At 44.0% G+C, this 18,745-nt stretch carries 16 protein-coding genes; 9 read left to right on the top strand and 7 right to left on the bottom strand.

The annotated features are described in order from the left end of the window. Positions 1-160: 160 nt before the first annotated feature. The 6 genes from M1D30_RS04490 to M1D30_RS04470 all read left to right on the top strand — a co-directional run bounded on the left by M1D30_RS04490 (position 161) and on the right by M1D30_RS04470 (position 3,373). The gene (locus M1D30_RS04490; RefSeq protein WP_248506695.1) at positions 161-406 is read left to right on the top strand and encodes a hypothetical protein; all 246 of its coding nucleotides are present in this window, start codon (positions 161-163) and stop codon (positions 404-406) included. Then, the gene (locus M1D30_RS04485; protein ID WP_248506693.1) at positions 406-681 is read left to right on the top strand and encodes a Txe/YoeB family addiction module toxin; all 276 of its coding nucleotides are present in this window, start codon (positions 406-408) and stop codon (positions 679-681) included. The genes M1D30_RS04490 and M1D30_RS04485 overlap by 1 nt, the downstream gene beginning before the upstream one ends. Before the next feature lie 142 nt (positions 682-823). Further along, positions 824-958 carry a hypothetical protein gene (locus M1D30_RS13725; RefSeq protein WP_256466176.1) on the top strand — a complete coding sequence of 45 codons (135 nt, stop codon included), beginning with the start codon at positions 824-826 and terminating at the stop codon, positions 956-958. Continuing rightward, a complete protein-coding gene (locus M1D30_RS04480) occupies positions 955-1,326 on the top strand; it encodes a hypothetical protein (RefSeq protein ID WP_248506686.1) in 372 nt (123 codons plus the stop codon). The genes M1D30_RS13725 and M1D30_RS04480 overlap by 4 nt, the downstream gene beginning before the upstream one ends. A gap of 457 nt (positions 1,327-1,783) precedes the next feature. Further along, positions 1,784-2,548, top strand: coding sequence for a competence protein CoiA (locus M1D30_RS04475; protein ID WP_248506685.1), 765 nt, complete (start codon positions 1,784-1,786; stop codon positions 2,546-2,548). 132 nt (positions 2,549-2,680) lie between these two features. Then, positions 2,681-3,373, top strand: a complete 693-nt coding sequence (locus tag M1D30_RS04470) for a hypothetical protein (RefSeq protein WP_248506684.1) — start codon at positions 2,681-2,683, stop codon at positions 3,371-3,373. Positions 3,374-3,430: 57 nt separating this feature from the next. On the opposite strand, the gene M1D30_RS04465 is transcribed toward M1D30_RS04470, so the two are convergent. The 5 genes from M1D30_RS04465 to M1D30_RS04445 form a co-directional block, all read right to left on the bottom strand. Continuing rightward, the gene (locus M1D30_RS04465) at positions 3,431-4,024 is read right to left on the bottom strand and encodes a hypothetical protein (RefSeq protein WP_248506682.1); all 594 of its coding nucleotides are present in this window, start codon (positions 4,022-4,024) and stop codon (positions 3,431-3,433) included. A 127-nt stretch (positions 4,025-4,151) separates the two neighbouring features. Beyond that, the gene (locus tag M1D30_RS04460; protein ID WP_248506681.1) at positions 4,152-4,820 is read right to left on the bottom strand and encodes a hypothetical protein; all 669 of its coding nucleotides are present in this window, start codon (positions 4,818-4,820) and stop codon (positions 4,152-4,154) included. Beyond that, complete coding sequence (locus M1D30_RS04455; RefSeq protein ID WP_248506679.1) at positions 4,817-5,221, bottom strand: EVE domain-containing protein; 405 nt, start codon at positions 5,219-5,221, stop codon at positions 4,817-4,819. Before M1D30_RS04455 ends, M1D30_RS04460 begins: the two co-directional genes overlap by 4 nt. Beyond that, positions 5,218-8,958 (bottom strand): BREX-1 system adenine-specific DNA-methyltransferase PglX, encoded by a 3,741-nt coding sequence (locus M1D30_RS04450; RefSeq protein ID WP_248506678.1) that lies wholly within the window; start codon positions 8,956-8,958, stop codon positions 5,218-5,220. Before M1D30_RS04450 ends, M1D30_RS04455 begins: the two co-directional genes overlap by 4 nt. A gap of 9 nt (positions 8,959-8,967) precedes the next feature. Next, a complete protein-coding gene (locus tag M1D30_RS04445; RefSeq protein ID WP_248506676.1) occupies positions 8,968-12,381 on the bottom strand; it encodes a helicase-related protein in 3,414 nt (1,137 codons plus the stop codon). A 1,229-nt stretch (positions 12,382-13,610) separates the two neighbouring features. Between M1D30_RS04445 and M1D30_RS04440 the strand changes: the two genes are divergently transcribed. Both M1D30_RS04440 and M1D30_RS04435 read left to right on the top strand, forming a co-directional pair. Beyond that, entirely contained in the window at positions 13,611-13,913 is a 303-nt protein-coding gene (locus M1D30_RS04440; protein ID WP_248506675.1) for an ATP-dependent Clp protease adaptor ClpS, read from the top strand. 9 nt (positions 13,914-13,922) lie between these two features. After that, positions 13,923-16,127 (top strand): AAA family ATPase, encoded by a 2,205-nt coding sequence (locus M1D30_RS04435; RefSeq protein WP_248506673.1) that lies wholly within the window; start codon positions 13,923-13,925, stop codon positions 16,125-16,127. A 90-nt stretch (positions 16,128-16,217) separates the two neighbouring features. Here the strand turns inward: M1D30_RS04435 and M1D30_RS04430 are convergent, their stop codons facing one another. Together M1D30_RS04430 and M1D30_RS04425 are read right to left on the bottom strand one after the other, a co-directional pair. Continuing rightward, entirely contained in the window at positions 16,218-17,117 is a 900-nt protein-coding gene (locus M1D30_RS04430) for a M48 family metallopeptidase (protein ID WP_248506671.1), read from the bottom strand. 152 nt (positions 17,118-17,269) lie between these two features. Beyond that, positions 17,270-17,629, bottom strand: a complete 360-nt coding sequence (locus tag M1D30_RS04425; RefSeq protein WP_248506669.1) for a hypothetical protein — start codon at positions 17,627-17,629, stop codon at positions 17,270-17,272. Positions 17,630-18,113: 484 nt separating this feature from the next. Between M1D30_RS04425 and M1D30_RS04420 the strand changes: the two genes are divergently transcribed. Further along, complete coding sequence (locus M1D30_RS04420; RefSeq protein WP_248506667.1) at positions 18,114-18,728, top strand: peptidylprolyl isomerase; 615 nt, start codon at positions 18,114-18,116, stop codon at positions 18,726-18,728. Positions 18,729-18,745 lie beyond the last annotated feature (17 nt).

The following is an 18,745-nucleotide window of genomic DNA, read 5'->3' as shown; positions in this document are numbered from 1 at the left end:
AATAGTGTATTTGCAACATTTTTTGGAAAAACATGGGGGGACATAGGAAACTGTCAACCCCCTACGTCATCTATTCGTGGTTTGCATTTTCAGTTTTTCCATATATTATTTTGTATTTTCAGTTTTTATTTCTATTTTTGCATCGAAAAAAAATTATGATATGACAGCAATACAGATGAATGCCGAACTGCTCCGTAATATGAGCATCATAGCAGAGGACGAAAATCTGCTGAAGCGTGCAGCCAAATATCTGCGCAAGCTTGTGGCAGAAAAAGAAGATCCGACGCTCATGACGAAGGAGGAATTCTTTACTCGTGTAGATAAAGCAGAGAAAGAAATCGCTGAGGGTAAAGGTATCACCTTTACAAATAAAGACGACATGAATGCTTGGTTAGATTCGCTCTGATGAAATACACTATTACATATGCCCCCGAAGCTAAAGAGGGACTTGCCAAACTAAAGCGCAGCGAACCCGCATCTTATAAGAAAGCTGTCAAATTGCTCAACGAGATTGTAGACCATCCTCAAACTGGTACTGGCCATCCAGAACCACTGAAGGGTAAGCCTGAGAATCGTTGGAGCCGTCAGATTACCAAGAAACATCGTTTGGTGTATCGCATCTTCGAAACCGAAGTTTACGTAGATGTGCTTTCTGCTTATGGGCATTACGATGACAAGTGATTGATTATTCATAAGCTGCCCTTTCCCGATTAAAGGGATTCAAGAGCGAGACGCTCGCCTGTCCCTAATGTCTGTTTGTTTTTATTTGTTTATTCGGAAAATATTCTTAATTTTGCAGCAGAAATCAAAATGGACTGCCATTATGGATATCAAGAAAATTACACACGAAGAGGCATTACGTCGATGGAAGCATTCGTTGGAAATCAAACGCGAATGGGAACGTAAAGTTGCTGAGCGCTGGGCTAATGAAGACCAGCAGAAAATAGCTTTGGTATGATAAAGATTACTCTCGAAGATATCAATCGGAAGTCGCCATACGAGGTTACCCTCAACAATGGCGACTTTGATTTTACCACTGATTCGGGCACAAGATATAGTGTCAGTTTCCTCGAAGACGTACCACTGGGTGGGTGCGATACTTATCAGTTTGGCTTTCGAAAGCGAGAGGACACCCATTCGGGATACGACGCACATATGGGTAGACAAGAGAGTGAAATCAGCCCTCAGCCCTCAGCCATCAGCTTTCGTCCTCTCAAAGTTTCCCAAGAAAAATTTGCAAAACATTTGGAAGTTCGCCTGAGAATACGTATCTTTGCAGCCGTAGTATTAAAACGTATGCGTGCTTTACGCCGCAATAACGTTTAGTTTTATTATAACAATTTTGTTTTTGTGTGCTGGTTCGTCGTGATGACGAGCCAGTCTCGTCTTTTTTATGGCATAGCGTCAGACATCAGACATCAACCATCAACCATCCTACTTCTTCCCTCAGCCATCGCCAATGTCACTCACCTGTCCCTACGTCATCGTTAGTCATGTATTAGTAGGAGGAGTAGATACAGACTACGTCTCACTCACATATGTTACACCTGATATGGTCATTGACCAATTATCAGTTGCAGAAGACGATTTATAAGATTCAAAGATTTATTTCACAATTTATTTGTGATTTGTTTGTATAATCCAAATATAAAACTTATCTTTGCACCATCTAAATGAAATTGTGATTCTCAATTTAGATCTACTTGGTTGGGACGCACTTTGGTGCGTCCCTTTTTATTTTGGCATATAATTTGTATTTATCCCTAATATAAATATTACGATTATGAAATATGCTATTGTTGACAACCAGAAAATAGAGGCAAAGAAAGGTCTAAAAGGACTTTGCCCTTTGTGTAATCAGCCAGTAATTGCAAAATGTGGTCAATTCAAGGCCGATCATTGGGCACATAAAAGCTGCAAACATTGTGACTCATGGTGGGAGAATGAGACAGAATGGCATAGACAATGGAAGAATTTGTTTCCCCAAGAGTGGCAAGAGGTTATCTCTTACGACGAAAAGACTGGAGAGAAACATATCGCTGATATAAAAACAAATAGGAATATGGTTATAGAATTCCAACATTCAAATATCTCGGAGGCTGAAAGGACCTCACGCGAAAAGTTTTACGAATACATGATGTGGATTGTAGACGGGACTAGACGCAAACTTGATTTTAAGCATTTTAAGGATGCCTTTGAATATTGTGTAATCTGGCCAACGAGTCCTAAAAGTGATATCTTTGTTCTTGAATGTCCAGAAAGATATCTACCCAAAGAATGGCTGAATAGCAATGTTCCTGTAATTTTTGATTTCAAAGGACTACTTGCGCAAGACGAAGATAATTATGACAATGATCCATTACGAGAACCATTATGGAGTCTTTTACAATTCAAAGGAACGAATGTTAAAGTGTTGGTATGTGCAGACCGTAAGAAAGTGATTGAAATGTTACAGAAAGGAGTTTTAGGTTTTAATTATAGAAACATTGCTAATACTGTTAATCAGGCAATTAACTATAAAAATCGATTATGGCGTTATGGCTATTAGCAATAAAGAAACTAGGTCAGGTCACTGTTTCGTCCAGACGACAGGGAGGATGACAGTGGATTGGCACCTGCCATCTAACATTTCCCTCCTCAATTTGAGATTATTACCAATTATTATTCGTATTTTATCATTATGACAACAAGAGATGCTTATTGCGTATTAGAATCGGCAAATTTTCTTAGGGATTTAGGGGAGGTACAACCTGTGACTCCTGAAGATATGGAAACCAGACGTCGTATTATTGATTTCGTGCGTGAACTTGAAACGGCACGTTTTATGTTGGCGATGTCATACAAGCATCCCTATTTGGACATAGTGGAAGAAAAAGACTTTGGCAACAAGTTCAAAACGGAATATTTCAAACAGCATTATCTATATTCGGCACTTATCTGGTATCACAACAGCTTCGATATGGTGTTGCAATGTCTCTGGTTTAATCACCAGCTATATGCACCAACAGAATTGACAGGACAGAATATGGAAGAAATATTGCGAAGGTGCAAAATCTCTCAGATAAAAAAACTACTGTATCAGAACAAAGACGACAACCCAATTTCTAATTTCGAGAAGCGCCATAAGGAAGTGCTTGATTTGGCAAACAGGCTTAAGCATCGCCAGTATTTAGAGAACAGCAGTTATATACTGTACGAAGAATTCTTCAACGTTGTGAAAGGCAAATACAACTCAGATGAAACAAAAAAACATGTTGATTTAAACAAGATACAAGATTTGCTGATAGTTTTTCATAAGGACATCATCCAGATGGCAAAAGAATTGCTTGTTCCTATCCACGATACATTGTCAAATCAGTTCGGCCAGTCTTAAAAACATGAATTAACCTTTAGCGATGGCAGGAGACTGGTACCTACCATTATAATGCTGCTAAATATCCCAAGCCCTTATCTCCATCTCGCCAAATGGTCCATCTACTATTTCCATCTTAATTTTTCCCTTACCAGAACATACGTCACACTCTACGATTTCGCTATGACAATGTTCATCAGAACGGCCACATTTTGGACACGCCCGTCCCCACATTACTTCTCCAAAGTACCATTCATTAATGGTCCTTTTACCTTTACCTCCACATAAACCACATGTTTTGTAGTAGGTTTTAGCCCCTTGTCTATTGGAAATAGTTGTATTGTTTCCAGCAGCGGATGAAGATGAATAATTCGAGGACGAATTATCAACACTCATCGAACGAGAAGGAGAGTCATAAACAGAATTCGAAGATGATGGAGATGTACTTCTTCCATCTTGATATTCTGTTGGCTGGTCATTTGTATGTGTATAATCTTCTAAACTCCCATTGTTGCTGGGTGATGAAGTTTGATTGTATTCCACATTGTAACCATTAGAAGTCCCATTACCTCCAGAGCCACTACCAACATGACTGGAACCAAGCTTTGGCAGTTTTAGATCGCCATTAATTAGTTTTTCTGTGCAACCTCTGATACCAGCAATAATAGCCATCACTATTATAAAGACTATTATACAACCACACCCATTACTATTACTTCTGTACGCCATTAAATTATTATACTTTCACGTTATTTCTTACTTCCTCCCTCCTTCATCATTCATATTACCTACTGACCAACTACTCTGGTTTCCCATCTTCTATCTTTAGTCCAAGGTGATAGTAGTCTGAGATGCGTTTCAGGTCTTCTTTCTTGGTTACGTTGCTGATGTTCGAGTAAATATACCAGCCATCACACTCATGCTGCCAGATACGACCTGGAACTGTGGGGCGCTTCTCCTTGCTGACAAGATTGAAGTCGCTATGAATAATGCCAACCTCAGGAATACGCTCTAACCCTATCTTACGTAGAGCATCAATGAAGGTATCAATGGCCTGACGATACCAAATGACTGTGCCGTCTGGGAAAGTGACGCGCATACCCTTTGTAGTGTTCTCTATGTGCTTCTTGGGTTCGTGTGGCTCTACTTCTACTGGTTCTTCATCACTCTTTACAGGCGTGCTGCTTCGAGGTGTCAGCGTCTTAGCTCCCATAATCTCACTAATCTTTGTCTTACGGCTCAGGGCCACGCTGATGGGTTCACCAGGGTGATACTCCACTACCAGAACCAAGTCACGCTTGATTGGTTCCAAACGTGGCGCAATATCGTTGCCCAACGCAGGCAATATCTCTTCCTTGATAATACCTTCCTCCAATTCCTCTACTTGTTGAAGGACATCCTTGCTTAGCTTCACTCCCACCTCACGAGAGTTCTCTATGATGCTGTATAGCTTTTCAAGTTTCGTCATATTGATAATTGTTTAAGGGTTTCGTATTCTTCTTTTGTCAACTCACTTACTGCCAAACGAGGTTGACGAACGAGTGCTATTTGACTTAACTCTTCTGTATCCTTGATTGCTTGTAGAGTAATGGGGCATTTAAGTGTTTCAACAGGTTCGAAGGTGACAGACTTCCAACGAGTGTCTGAAGTGGTGAAGTCCTGATGGGCCTCTTGACCTACTTGCATGATGCCCATCACTCGTTTATCAGTCTGACTATGATAGTAGAAAGCAAGATCGCCAACCTTCATCTGTTCGAGATTGTTGCGCGACTGAGGATTCCTCACGCTATAAATCTCAAACTTTCCTGAAGCCAAGATGTCTTCCCAACTTACACGAAATGGAGCGAACTTTACCATCCAGTATCTCATTTTCTCTTCAACTTTTCAAGATTACTACGTTGAGCCGATGCAAGTTTGGGATAACGACGAGCAAACCATGTTTCAACCTCGTTGATGTCATCTTCGTTTAAGCCATAGGCTTTATAAACTAATTTGTCGATCTCAATTTGTTCATGAGAAGCATAGTCATATCGGAGATTGCCAGGCTCATGCTGTTTCTTTATAATTGCTTCTACTTTTTCTTTCAATCCACTGATTTCATCAACCACTATCGGTAGCAATAAGTGATCATCCGTCTGACTGTTTACAGTACCATTTACATAGTTAATAAACAAGAAACGGTAAAATTTGCTACAAAGTATACCCATCAGGTAAATTGTATCCAAATCTGTAAAGATGTTATTACACCCAGAGTCGTATGGAGCATTGGATGACACTCTGAATGTTGGACTATACATACCAACTCGCGAAACATTTATTGCTGGTAAGAAATAAGTTTGAGGGCTTCTAATAACAGCAGCTAAGGTGTTTTCTGCACGTGCGTTTATTTTCTTTTTCTCCTTATTAATTCTTATTCGATCAGCTATGGTCAGTGATTTCATTCTATTAACTGCCCATTCACTCCAATCAATATAATAATTTGTTGGGACGTAATAATTGGGGAGCCAACCTCCATCGCTATCACTTTCTCCACCCTTGTCATATGGGAGTATATACCTACCTCCAAAATATCTCTGAGAACGTGTATTATCTATACTTATTCCATTTGAAATGATATCCAAACGCAACTTCTTGTCTTTGGAGATTCTATTGAAATCTTCATCGTTAAGGACTTTTTCAACAAATAAGTTTATATCTTTATAGGTACCTCTTGCATCAGGATCTTGAAAAAGATATGCTGGGTTGTCGCCTGTTTGAAGTCCGGTTTTGACTTCAGATACGAGGCCCAGATTTACAACTCTTATGATAGATTCGTTTATGCTTGCTTGTCTGAAAGGGATACTTATACCCCCCAATTGCGTTGTACCTCTAATTGCGTTCCTATCTGCATCATTCATCAAACCAAATATCTTTGGTGAAGCCACAAAGAACGGAAGGTTAGAACAGTTCTTGATTAGTTTCTGCTCATAGTTGTAAATAGCATATTCCTCATTGGCAACATTGATTATTTGCATAGTGCTTCGAGAAAGGATGTCCATGAAATGCTCAAAATCCTCATGAATATCTATGTTTGACATATCGGCCATTTGACAGATATTTCCCTCAATGGCAGAGTCGGTAGCATCTGCTCTGCATTTCTCACAGACAATAACAACGGTATTGACTGTGGCACTAAATGTTTTGGGAGACATGCGTACCATCTTGTATATCTTGTTGTGCATCATCTGTTGACGAAGCTTCAGATGTGTGCCAATAGTCATAAAGGTGTCGCTGACAATATAGGATAATACGCCTCCATATTTTAGAGGTGTGATTCTTGAGCCATTACCCAAGAAACGAGCTATAAAAGCTCCGTATGGATCTTTGTTTCCAAGTCCAAGGCCATCTTTTACATCATCTTCTATCTTGAAACCTCCGTACGGTGGATTGCCAATTACAATGTCGAAGCCATTTTCAATTTCTGGGAAAAAAGTCTTCAAATCGAAGAATGGGGCATTGACACTACCAGTCATAAACCACTTCTTCAAAACGGCTTTATTAGAAACCTGCTTCATCCCGAGTCTAATCGCAAATGTGGGATATAAGACATCCATCATATCTGCTATTCTTCCAGCAATCTCCTTACGCTCATCAGATGTAACATCAGGCTGATAATACTTCTCGCGTTCAAGAATCATCTTGGCCTTCAGATCTTCTTCAAAAACATCTGCACTGAGGCTTTTCAATGAGTCAGCACATACAATTTTCGTTTCCAAATTTGGCAATGGAGTAACACCTGCATTATCGGCATTCTTGTCAATTTTTTGGTCTATGAGAAGAGAAATAAAGAAACGCAGTTTTGTAATCTGTACGGCTATAGGCTGAATGTCGATACCATAGATACAGTTCTGTATAATACCCAATTTGCGAGAGTAGTCATCCTGATGACAAACCAATTGCTTTTTGAAGTTCTCACGAACAGTCCAGTCTTTTATCGGTTCCAGCATGATATCAAGCCAAAGGCTGTTACCAGGATCGACTATCTTCAATAAGTCCACAATTCGCTGTAACATGCCCATAGGAAAAGCACCACTTCCACAAGCCGGGTCTAATGCTCTAATTTCATAGAGGCCCTCTACAATCTGACGATTATGCCTATCATTATTTAGAACATCGTGATAAATCAAGTTGGTCAGGAACTCCGTTGCATTTTCGTTTGCCTCAAATCCGATACACTTCTTCAAGTAGACTAATAGACTTTCATTAACCATAGACTGAATTACAGGGCGAGGTGTATAGTAAGAACCTGTAGCCTTGCGAATACTCTTGGTGGTAGCGTCATCGTTATTGGGGTCAATTTCTGCTAGCAGATTCTCAAATACCAAACCAAGCATCTCTGGGTCTAAGGCAATGTCAATATCAAGCGGTGTATTCTCTTCGATAGTGAAGTGGTAACTACAAAAAATTTTGTTAATACCTTTGTTTTCGTCATCACCATAGAACAGTCGGTTGGGTACTGAGATTACAGTGTCTTCAATCGATTCCTTGTTAAAGTCCTCTTCCAAAGGGTCGAAAGTTCCACAGTTGAGGAATGGCAGATTGAGGAAACGCTTGTAGTCAAAACCATCAGGCAGATAGTTCGTACACTTGAAATCCTTTTGTGTTGACTTGTTCTGTTTGTTAAGACCATTGAAGAACATGTTTTGCAAGATGCCACGATAGTAACTGTTGCTATCAAGGAAATTCTCATCATCAATATCTTTTACGATAGGGTATCTATGATTATTGAAGTCAGTTAGCTCTAATAGTTGTTTTTCTATGAGGCCACGTTCCTTTATAAACCAACAGAACATCAGACGTGAGAGCATCCTCACAATGAAGTTTTTGGCTTGCTGGTCATCGTCCTGATTACTATATATGACTTGAGGTAACTTAATCTCGTCAACTGCCCAATAGAACCATTCCTGCAATTCCTTATAGAACTGTTTGTTGAGCAGCGAAATGTCGAACTCCGTCATCCATTTTCTGTAGAGGTCATCAAAGTTCGTGCATTCCTCTGCATTCATTTGAGAAAGAATGTCGATTTGAGCACGATGTGGATTATTACAATCAATATTCCTTAAAATTGTGACACGTCCCAACTTCTCTCCTTGACCTTGTTTCCATTTCTGTTTGAACTCTGTACGTTCACAAGTGCCGATGCTCAGCAGATGCCCTTGACGGAAAATGACGGTTACAGGGAAGTTATACACTAAGCGGTTGAAAGCACGAGTCAGTACAGCCATATTGGAGCGGGTGATGCTAGCATCAGAATGCAAGTCAACGGCAAAGAGCATCATGCTTTTATATTTGGCATTATCTCTCAGTTTCTGTAGGTCCTCGCTGAGGGTAGTTGCATCTTTATTGTTACCAGATAGTGAATCATCGCTTACTTCACCTATATAATAACACCTTGTTGTTAATGATAGAGCATTCTTGATATACAGAGGTACTTCTCCGTCAAAAAAGTCGCTGTATTGTATGGGTGAAGGTATTTCTTGCGTATGCTTGATATTGAGTTCACCCAGCAATAAGTTAGTGGCATCAAAAAGATTGCCGTTGATAAATTGTTTCAAAGTTTGTTCCATACCTTTTCCTTATTTGCTTACATACTCCCATGCGATGAGGTCAAAGTTCTCCTTCTGAAATTTCTTGTCTAGGCTTTCCTCTTCAGCAGATTTTTTTGTCATACTTCCTTTAGAGCGGAAGCGATCTTTCATATCTATAACCGCCTGTTGTGGCACCTTCTCCTCCATCCATTCCTGCACAATGGCAGATAACTTCGACAGACGCTCTTTCTGATGACTCTCAATCCAGTCTGGCAGATAGCGATCCTGATATTTGTTTTTACGCAGGAAGTCTAGTACCTCTGCACGATTCATTTCTGTGAAAGTGGGAGCCTGCGATTTGTCGGCGGGTTGGCACATCAGATAGATTTCACGATAGTGATGACTCTTGGTATTCTGTTCACGTTTGGGATAGCCAATGACAGCCACCAACGATTCTGGAACATGCTCAAAAAGCGTATCTTCGTTTCTAAAACCTGAGTAGATACCATTCGGCATACTTTCTAACTGCTGCTTGTAGCGTTCAAAGTAGTCGAGTAAATCCTGACGATAAACTTCGAGTGAGAAGTCTTTGAGCGACAAGGTACGTGGAGATTCGATGTCGCTGATGCTGTTGTTTTCCAACTCTGCCAAGAGACGGTCTGCATTCTTGTCAATCAGAGGGTTATCTTTTTCCATCTGTAAATAGGCATCGTTCAGTTCCTGGGTCTCTGAACCAACAAGATTCATGGTCACCATTCGATTCATGATGCGACTTTCCAAACGGAGGTATTGTTCAAAGGATTTTGCAGGCCAGAAATTAACACATTGCACCAACTTATTAGGTGAGCCAATACGGTCAATACGGCCAAAACGCTGGATTAGACGAACAGGATTCCAATGGATGTCGTAATTCACCTGCATATCAGCATCTTGCAAATTCTGACCTTCTGATAGACAGTCTGAGGCTATCAGAATATCGACAGGATCATCAAGCAGACGAGCCGTAGCTGGTTCTCTCTCTCTGACCAATTGCTCCCACAATTCATAAGGGACATTCCACTGGCGCTTTTCTGCATTGTAATACTGTTCTGTATCGAGTTTCGAATCTTCATAAAGCGTACTCCAATCCTTTTCCTTGTAGAGTTTGCTATAAGGTGCAAAACTTTGCAGAACTTCTTGAAAGTCATTGGTATGATGATTTCCTGAACTATGAATATCAGAACCTGAAACTGTAGCAATATGTGCAAAGCCTCGCTTCTGCAGTTCATCATAGAGAAACTTGGCTGTATCACTATAAGCAGTAAAGACAACCACTTTTTTATTGTTTGCCTTTTGCTTCTCTTTGAGAATCCTGATAAGCTCCTCCATCTTCAAGTCTTGCTCAAAACCATTATGATAGTCTTCTTCAAAGGTTTGCAGACTCTTATAGATTTCATTCAGACGATTCACATTGTAGCGCAAGCCAGCCTCGAAACCGCCAAGATTCTTCATGTCGCTCAGACGAATAGTTCCTTTGCGAAGAGTGAACATATCGTCAACATCGAAGTTCTCATCCTCATCAGGTACATCAATATCTAACTCTCCATTTCTTTGGTGTTCCTTATATTCGAGCACCTTTTGCAGCGTTTGCTCATGCACATCAAGTACTTTCTTGACGGTGAGCATACAAGAAAACCACGAACTCTCCAGTCGCTTCATAAACAGGATGCCCATCATCTTCACAAGGAAGCGTTCACGGTTTACGTTGTCTTCCCAATCGCTTTTTGCTCCCTTCTTGGCTTTCTGCTGTGAATCAGGTAGGAATAGACTTGGTTGGTAAGCCGTCAGTGTCAATTTATCGAAGGCATCATAGATTTCATCTGTACTCTGATACTTGCCAAAATGGTCAACGCCCTGATAAACATTTTGTGGTTTTGCCTTCTCTGGAAAGCCCATATCCTCACCTAATGTTTTTTCGATCAAATGGCGTGTACGAGCTACGATAAGTTTATCTGTCAAGTTAAAGAACTTAGGTTGCAGTTTGGCAATGAACGAGCCTATTGTGCGATCTGGGTCTTTACACCATTCCGTGTATTTTCTATGACTATCAGCAAAGAGGTTTCGCAGTGACTCAACACCAAAATCATCAGTATCAAAAGCATTATCTTTTCCACGGCCAATCAGATTGAATTGCCCTTTCACATCGCGCAGTCCTGTATTGATAGGCGTAGCAGAAAGCATGAGCACCTTTAGTTGGTGTCCCTCTTTTTGCGACTGAACCTGAATGAGTTTTTCCATCAGTTCCTGATAGCGGCCTGATTTCTCATTGCGAAGGTTGTGGCTCTCGTCAATAACCAACAATAACTTTTCACGTTTTTGCAAATAATCCAAACGGAATGTATCGTAGGCCGTTTGCAGGCGCTCATTCTGAAGATCTGTATGGAAGCGCACTTGATAGTCGAACTTATCTTTGTCAAAGCGTGAACCAGCTCCTTTCAGATATTGCGTCCAGTTTTGCTGCAATTTCTTAGGGCAAAGCAATACGGTGGTGTAACCTTGAATCTGGAAATACTTTATGACTGCCAATGCAGAGAAGGTCTTACCCAAACCAACAGCATCGGCAAGGATGGCGCCATTGTACTTTCGCAGCATTTTAATCAACGAGATAACTCCCTTTTGCTGGTAATTGAACAGGGTGCGCCATATCTCACTAGTTTGCAGCAACGACATATCTTGCTGATGTTCGAGTGACGTGCCGTCAAGGTCTAAATCAGCCTTGAACAATTCATAAAGTATCTTGTAATAGATTTCCTCAGGTGTGTATTTCTTGAAGTATTCCTCTATCTTGCGAATAAAGAATTCTTTTACACTAATCAAGCCTGCCTTACTGTCATCAGGATCTTGAATCTTATCTTTAGCATCACGCCAGATGTCCTCAAACCAAGAACAAACCTCTGTATAGTCTGGATTGGCACCATTAACAGCTTCGCCAATAGTCAGCTCCACATTTGAGGTTTTCTTGAGACCAAGACCAGCATCTGTCATATTACTGCTGCCTGTCAGATAGTAACCCTGACCACGAGGGTTGGAGTTCTTAAACATATAGGCCTTTGCATGGCAGAATGCATTCAGAATGCTTTTTACCTGCACGTTGTTACGCTCCAAGAAAGCCTTTGCTTCCTCAGCATATTCGTCCAACTCGAGGGCTGTGTCAATACTCTGGTCGCCATTCAACAGGTCGATAATGTCATCAGTCGCCTCGTCTGGTCTTACCATCTCAGAAGAAACAATGCGGAAGGTATCCGTTTCAGGAATTTCCCTGTATAGCTTACTCAGCGCACGGATAGTGAAGTAGCCTGTCACAATATCCAGACGTCCCATCTGCTGTGACTGGTTACCAGAATACATGTTGATGAAATCCCACACGGTCTTGATACCCAAGCCACTTGGGGGATAACGATCGTTACGATTGTCTATAAGCATAGATTAACGATATAGTTTTAGCAAGCACCAAAACTATATCTTCAGGTTAGCTTACAGGTAATCACAATAAGACCTCAGGACACAAAAGAAGCGCGAGTCATGGCTCTTCTCTTGCATCGTGAGGTCCTAGGAATAACCTGTAATATATAAGATATAAGTCATGCCCGCGCTATCGCACGGACACCAACTGACTTATCCATTATATTACATCTTTGAAATTTCCTAGGTTTCACGACGCTCTGAATAAATAGCTGATGCTATTATATTTACCCACTAAAATCATATCAGCACTCTGCACTCAGAGATTTTTGCCTTGCAGCAAGGGGTTCTTGCGAACGATTTCTTGCCTGGGGCAGGCGTCGTTTACGACGGTTTGCCGATACTTGCCTACAAAGGTAGTAAAAAAAATGCAAACTGTTTACATTTTATCTGGAAAAATTGGGGAAATGAAAAATGAAAAAACGAAATGATATGGGTGTAGGGGTGTATGGGTGTATGGGTAGCTAAGATGGCTCGACAGGCTCAAGAAACCACTCGGCTGTATTAAAGTTTTAGGCATACACCCATACACCCATACACGCATATCATTTGGTAAATCGATATGTATGTGGCGTATCAAAAAAAGGGATATATATATTTATATATTATATATATATTATAATATATATATAATATATAAATATTTACTACCCTCCTTCATCCTCCCATCATGAAAAGCGAAAAACGAAATGATATGCGTGTATGGGTGTATGGGTGTATGGGTAGACAAAATACTGATGTAAAGAAAAAGTGCTAAAAATTAGGGGTCTGAGAATGGACAAACTAGAGTGGCGAAAGGGGTATTTTTGGCTCTTTTTTCGCTTGATTTTCGCCCATTTTTGACCCCTATCGATTTTACGATGCAACGGAGGCTGAGTTACACCCTAACGGAGCCTGTTTTACAATGCAACTCAGGCTCCGTTGCAAGGTAAAACAGGCTCCGTTGCACCCTAAACGAATATGCGAACGCTTTCTGATTCTTTACACTTTTGGAGGTGTTTTTACAACCGCTTGAATATCAGCACATTGCTTATTTGCTCATATTTCGCCTGTACGCGCGCGAAAAAATTTTGGTGGAGAATTTTTAAATCTCAGAGGGGCTTTTGTCATGAGAATTGAGACTATGTCCCCCCATGTTTTCAGCAAAAAACTTGCATTTCCATCCGAAATTTAGTAACTTTGCACTTGTTATGCCACAGGAACAATCACACATCAAGGAGAGGCAGCGCACAGACCTGCGCGAGCCGCCACGCTACAAGGTGACCATCCACAACGATGACTTCACCCCCATGGACTTTGTTGTCAAGGTGCTGACGCAGGTATTCTTTAAACAGCCGGCCGAGGCAGAACAGCTGATGCTGCAGGTGCACCACTCGGACAAGGCCGTGGTGGGCATCTATACCTACGACATTGCCGTGTCGAAGGTGAGAAAGGCCACCATCATGGCACGCAAAGAGGGATTTCCACTGAGGCTGACGTACGAACCTGATTAAAAAATCAACATGGAAGATATAAAACTGACTGAACGACTGAACGACTTGTTCGCCGAGTGCGTGGACCTGTGCAAGGAGCGCCGATACGAATTCATCACGCCTGAGGTGGTGCTGCACGCACTGCTGGGCGAGGATGTGTTCTGTTCGGTGATCGACTTCTATTGCGACATCACGGCACTGGAGGACGAGCTGGAGGAGAAACTGGCCGAGATGGACCGTGTGCCTGAGGAGGTGGACTATCAGCTGATGCCGTCGGACCTCTATACGCAACTGATGGGCGAGGCCTCGCTGCAGGTGATTTCGAGCAGTGCCGAGGCGCTGGACACGCCCCACGTGGTGGTGGCCCTGCTGCAGCTGGAGAAGTCGTGGGCGACCTATCTGCTGAAAAAGTACCTGGGCGAGAGCGAGTCGGAGTTTGTGAGCGACATCATATCGAACTACGAGATGGACGACGAGCAGGCCACTGACGCCACTAACAACAGCGACGACGAGCAGGCCAGCGAGGCCAGCGGATGGCGACGACTGGTGACTTGCATGAACGACGTGCTGGACCAGAAGAACCCCCTGATTGGGCGCGAGGCTGAGTTGGAACGCACCATCCAGGTGCTGTGCCGCAGGGACAAGAACAACCCGCTGCACGTGGGCGAGCCTGGCGTGGGTAAGACGGCGCTGATCTACGGACTGGCTGAGCGCATCAACAGTGGGCGCGTGCCTGAACGACTGAAGGGCAGCAAGATCTATATGCTTGACCTGGGCACCATGCTGGCTGGCACGCAGTACAGGGGCGACTTTGAGAAGCGCATCAAGATGGTGATGGACGGCGTGGCTGGCGAAAACACGAATAATATTGTTTACATTGACGAGATTCACAACCTGGTGGGCGCTGGTGCCGTGGGCGAGAGCTCGATGGATGCGTCGAACATGCTGAAGCCCTACTTGGAGCGTGGCGACTTGCGCTTCATCGGCTCGACAACCTACGAGGAGTATAACCGCCACTTTTCGCGCTCCAAGGGACTGGTACGCCGCTTTCAGCAGATTGACATCCTGGAGCCCAGCATCGACGAGGCCGTGAACATCCTGATGCAGCTGCGCCCCAGATATGAGGAGTTTCACCACGTGAAATACGACGACGAGGCCCTGCGCTATGCTGTGGAGGCGAGTGCGAAATATATTAACGACCGCTTCCTGCCCGACAAGGCCATCGACCTGATGGACGAGGCAGGCGCACTTGTTGAGTGTGGAGCGGAGAGTGGAGAGAGTGAAAACTCTACACTCGTAACAAAGGCTCTCATAGCCGAAGTTTTAGCCAGAACCTGCAAGGTGGAGGACGACTCCACAGCGGAAGCAAACTCTAAACTCTACACGCTCAACTCTACACTCTCCACCCAAATCTACGGCCAGGACGAGGCCATCCGACAGGTGGTGGAGGCCGTGCAGATGGCGAAGGCAGGACTGCTGGACGACAACAAGCCAACGGCGGCACTGCTGTTTGTGGGCCCCACGGGCGTGGGCAAGACGGAGGTGGCACGCGTGCTGGCCAAGGAACTGGGCATCGAGCTGCTGCGTTTCGACATGAGCGAATATACGGAGAAACACACGGTGGCTAAGTTGATTGGCTCGCCTGCTGGCTATGTGGGCTACGAGGACGGCGGACTGCTGACGGACGCCATTCGCAAGACGCCCCACTGCGTGCTGCTGCTGGACGAGATTGAGAAGGCGCACCAGGACATCTATAACATTCTGCTACAGGTGATGGACTACGCCCGACTGACGGACAACAAGGGGCGCAAGGCCGACTTCCGCAACGTGATTCTGATTATGACGTCGAACGCTGGGGCTCAGTATGCCGGCCAGTCGATTGGTTTTCAGGGTGGCGTGAGCCGAGGCGAGGCCATGATGAAGCAGGTGAAGAAGACGTTTAAGCCTGAGTTTATCAACCGACTGAGTGGCACGGTGGTGTTCAACGACATGGATCGCCACATGGCCGAACTGATTCTGAGGAAGAAGGTGGGCGAGCTGCAGGAGAAGTTGAAAGCGAAAAAGGTGGAACTGACACTGAAGGACGAGACTTTTGAGGCGCTGCTGAAAGAGGGCTACACACAGGAATATGGCGCAAGAGAGATGGACCGCGTGATTGGTCAGCGACTGAAGCCGCAACTGATGCGCGAGATCCTGTTTGGCACTTTGAAGCAGGGCGGAAAGATTGAGATATGACCTAATGAATCATTAAGCAAAAACGAAGAGGCCGTTCGTCGTGATGACGAGCGGCCTCTATTTTTATTTGTATCAACCTCAACGAAGGGATTACTTTTTCTTGGTGGTAGTCTTCTTCGTGGTGGTTTTCTTGGTGGTTGTCTTCTTCGTGCTAGAAGTGGTCTTCTTCGTAGTCGTGGTGGTCTTGGGCACGTAGTACTTCAAGGCCTCGGGCATCCAACCCTGAATATCCTTGATGCGCTTCTCGTCGGAGGGGTGGTCAGAGAACAGACCGCCACCACCAGTGCCCTGTGCGGCCATGCGCTGCCAGAAGGCTGTGGCCACCTGAGGATCGTAGCCGGCCATGGCTGCGAAGATGAGTCCCATGTGGTCGGCCTCGCTCTCCTGCTTACGAGAAAAACCTGAGGTCCACAGGGCGCCACCCAACTGCTGACCCAGCGAGATGAGGGCCTGCGTCTTTTCGCTGACACCTGCTCCCTGGACCACAGCGCCAAGGATGGCTGTGCCATACTGGTTCTTATATTCGTTGCTCAGGCGCTCGGCCGAGTGCTTGGCCACGGCATGGGCTATCTCGTGACCAAGGACAATGGCCAGCGAGGCCTCGTCCTGGGTGATGGGCAGGATGCCTTCATAAACCACAATCTTGCCACCAGGCATGCACCAGGCGTTCACCTGATTGTCCTGCACGAGGTTAAACTCCCAGGCGTAGTTCTGGAGCTCGGCACTCATGCCGTTGTTGGTGAGATAGGTGCTCACGGCATTGGCCAGGTTCTGCCCCACTCGCTTCACCATGGCGGTGTTGGTGGCGTTGGTCGAGGGCTTGGCGCTCTGCATGTACTGCTTGTACTGCTGGGTTGACAGACTCAGTACTTCGCCGTCGGTCACCAGCAATGTTTGTTTACGACCCGTGATGGGCACTGTACTCGTGGTGCCGCAGCCCACCAGAAGGGCGGCCAACAACGACATCACAACAATTTTCATAGCTTTCATAAGTTTGTTTGCGTTTAAAAAGTTTCTGCAAAATTACGAAAACTGGAGCAAAAGGCCAAAGATTTATACAAAAAAGAAAAGAGAGACGCCTCAATAAAAGGCTTCCCTCTCTACTCAACAACAATCTCTATACTATTCTCTTTTCTTTCTTTTTACTTCAAACCACGGTTCTTCAGCGTGGTCATCAGAAGAAGCTCATACTTCTTGTACTGTGCATCGTTAAGGATGTAGTGCATATAACGCATGTCCTTCTTCACTGCCTGGTTTACCATGTTACTGCGCTCGTCGCTCTGAGCATGAGCAGCCAGCATCATGTCGTTGCAGAAGGCGTTGTGAATGTCCTGTACGGCTTCCATCTGGTCGCTGGTCAGGTCAAGTGTCACGGCCAACTTACGCATATTGATCGTCATATCGTAGGCCTCAACGCTCTTCATTGTACTGTTGTTCTCGTTCTCAGCAAAAGCTGCAGTCATTACGAACATGGCAACTACCATCAAAACAATCTTTTTCATTTTTCTTTTCCTTTCTTTTTTTTAACTCGGAGCCTTCGAACGTCTTTTTTTCGTTTTTGTTTGTTATCCTGTTTTCTTTAAATTTGTTATCCTGAATCTTTTCTACCTCTTCAGGCTCCTACCTATTAATTATGTTTGTTATCCTGTCGCCAGGATTTATTTCCTTTTGACGATGCAAAGGTACGACGATTTTTCTAACCGACAATGTTTTTTGTGTGATTGTGTGCGCAAACAGCACTTTTATTGACCCATGTCAAATACTGTAGAGTTTTCTTGTACTTTTATCCTGCTTGTTGGCTTTTTTTGTGCGATGAGGCGCCTATTATAATATAATAAGGTGAGAATTGGGTGGATTCTCGTTTCTTTTTCGTAACTCTGGCTTCGCCCAAGTTACTGCGTCTCGGCAAAAAAAGAAATTAATTTCTTTGTTTTGCTCTCGACTTTTTCGTAACTTTGCACCCAAAACGGAATAAAAAAGACCAAAATGGATAATAAGCAAAACAAGTACATCTCAGTGAACTACCAGCTCTACACCATCGACAAGGACGGACAGAAGGAGCTGGTGGAGGAAACACAGAAGGACCGTCCCTTCCAGTTTATCACAGGTTTCGGCTTCTCGCTGGACAGCTTTGAGGAGCAGATATCGCAACTGGAACAGGGCAAGGAGTTCGACTTCACGCTGACACCTGCCCAGGCCTTTGGCGAATATTATGAGGAGGGCGTGCACAAAATGGGTCGCGAACACTTCGAGATCAATGGTAAGTTTGACAGCACTAACATCTATGAGGGTGCCGTGATCACCATGCAGAACGAGGAGGGTAAGCACTTTATGGCTCAGGTGACCAAGGTGGAGGCCGACGGCGTGACACTGGACACGAACCACCCCCTGGCTGGTCAGACACTGGAGTTTAAGGGACAGGTGCTGGAGAATCGCGACGCTACGGCTCAGGAGATTCAGAACCTGATTGCCCACATGAGTCACGGCTGTGGCGGATGCGGCGGCGACTGCGAAGGCGGTTGTGGTGGCGACTGTGGCGGACACGAGCACAAGGAGGACGGCGAGTGCTGCGGCGGCGGTTGCGGACACTGTCACCACTAAAAAAAAACTGCAACAAG

Origin of the sequence: Prevotella sp. E15-22, assembly GCF_023204875.1 — a bacterium.
Taxonomy (GTDB): Bacteria; Bacteroidota; Bacteroidia; order Bacteroidales; family Bacteroidaceae; genus Prevotella.
The sequence above is the reverse complement of the archived record's forward strand: the minus strand, read 5'-3'. Positions and strand labels throughout refer to the sequence as shown.

Bases quoted from the DNA above. Each gene is read 5' to 3' on its own strand.
- M1D30_RS04490 (WP_248506695.1), top strand. From the start codon at position 161: ATGACAGCAATACAGATGAATGCCGAACTGCTCCGTAATATGAGCATC.
- M1D30_RS04485 (WP_248506693.1), top strand. From the start codon at position 406: ATGAAATACACTATTACATATGCCCCCGAAGCTAAAGAGGGACTTGCC.
- M1D30_RS13725 (WP_256466176.1), top strand. From the start codon at position 824: ATGGATATCAAGAAAATTACACACGAAGAGGCATTACGTCGATGGAAG.
- M1D30_RS04480 (WP_248506686.1), top strand. From the start codon at position 955: ATGATAAAGATTACTCTCGAAGATATCAATCGGAAGTCGCCATACGAG.
- M1D30_RS04475 (WP_248506685.1), top strand. From the start codon at position 1,784: ATGAAATATGCTATTGTTGACAACCAGAAAATAGAGGCAAAGAAAGGT.
- M1D30_RS04470 (WP_248506684.1), top strand. From the start codon at position 2,681: ATGACAACAAGAGATGCTTATTGCGTATTAGAATCGGCAAATTTTCTT.
- M1D30_RS04465 (WP_248506682.1), bottom strand. From the start codon at position 4,024: ATGGCTATTATTGCTGGTATCAGAGGTTGCACAGAAAAACTAATTAAT.
- M1D30_RS04460 (WP_248506681.1), bottom strand. From the start codon at position 4,820: ATGACGAAACTTGAAAAGCTATACAGCATCATAGAGAACTCTCGTGAG.
- M1D30_RS04455 (WP_248506679.1), bottom strand. From the start codon at position 5,221: ATGAGATACTGGATGGTAAAGTTCGCTCCATTTCGTGTAAGTTGGGAA.
- M1D30_RS04450 (WP_248506678.1), bottom strand. From the start codon at position 8,958: ATGGAACAAACTTTGAAACAATTTATCAACGGCAATCTTTTTGATGCC.
- M1D30_RS04445 (WP_248506676.1), bottom strand. From the start codon at position 12,381: ATGCTTATAGACAATCGTAACGATCGTTATCCCCCAAGTGGCTTGGGT.
- M1D30_RS04440 (WP_248506675.1), top strand. From the start codon at position 13,611: ATGCCACAGGAACAATCACACATCAAGGAGAGGCAGCGCACAGACCTG.
- M1D30_RS04435 (WP_248506673.1), top strand. From the start codon at position 13,923: ATGGAAGATATAAAACTGACTGAACGACTGAACGACTTGTTCGCCGAG.
- M1D30_RS04430 (WP_248506671.1), bottom strand. From the start codon at position 17,117: ATGAAAGCTATGAAAATTGTTGTGATGTCGTTGTTGGCCGCCCTTCTG.
- M1D30_RS04425 (WP_248506669.1), bottom strand. From the start codon at position 17,629: ATGAAAAAGATTGTTTTGATGGTAGTTGCCATGTTCGTAATGACTGCA.
- M1D30_RS04420 (WP_248506667.1), top strand. From the start codon at position 18,114: ATGGATAATAAGCAAAACAAGTACATCTCAGTGAACTACCAGCTCTAC.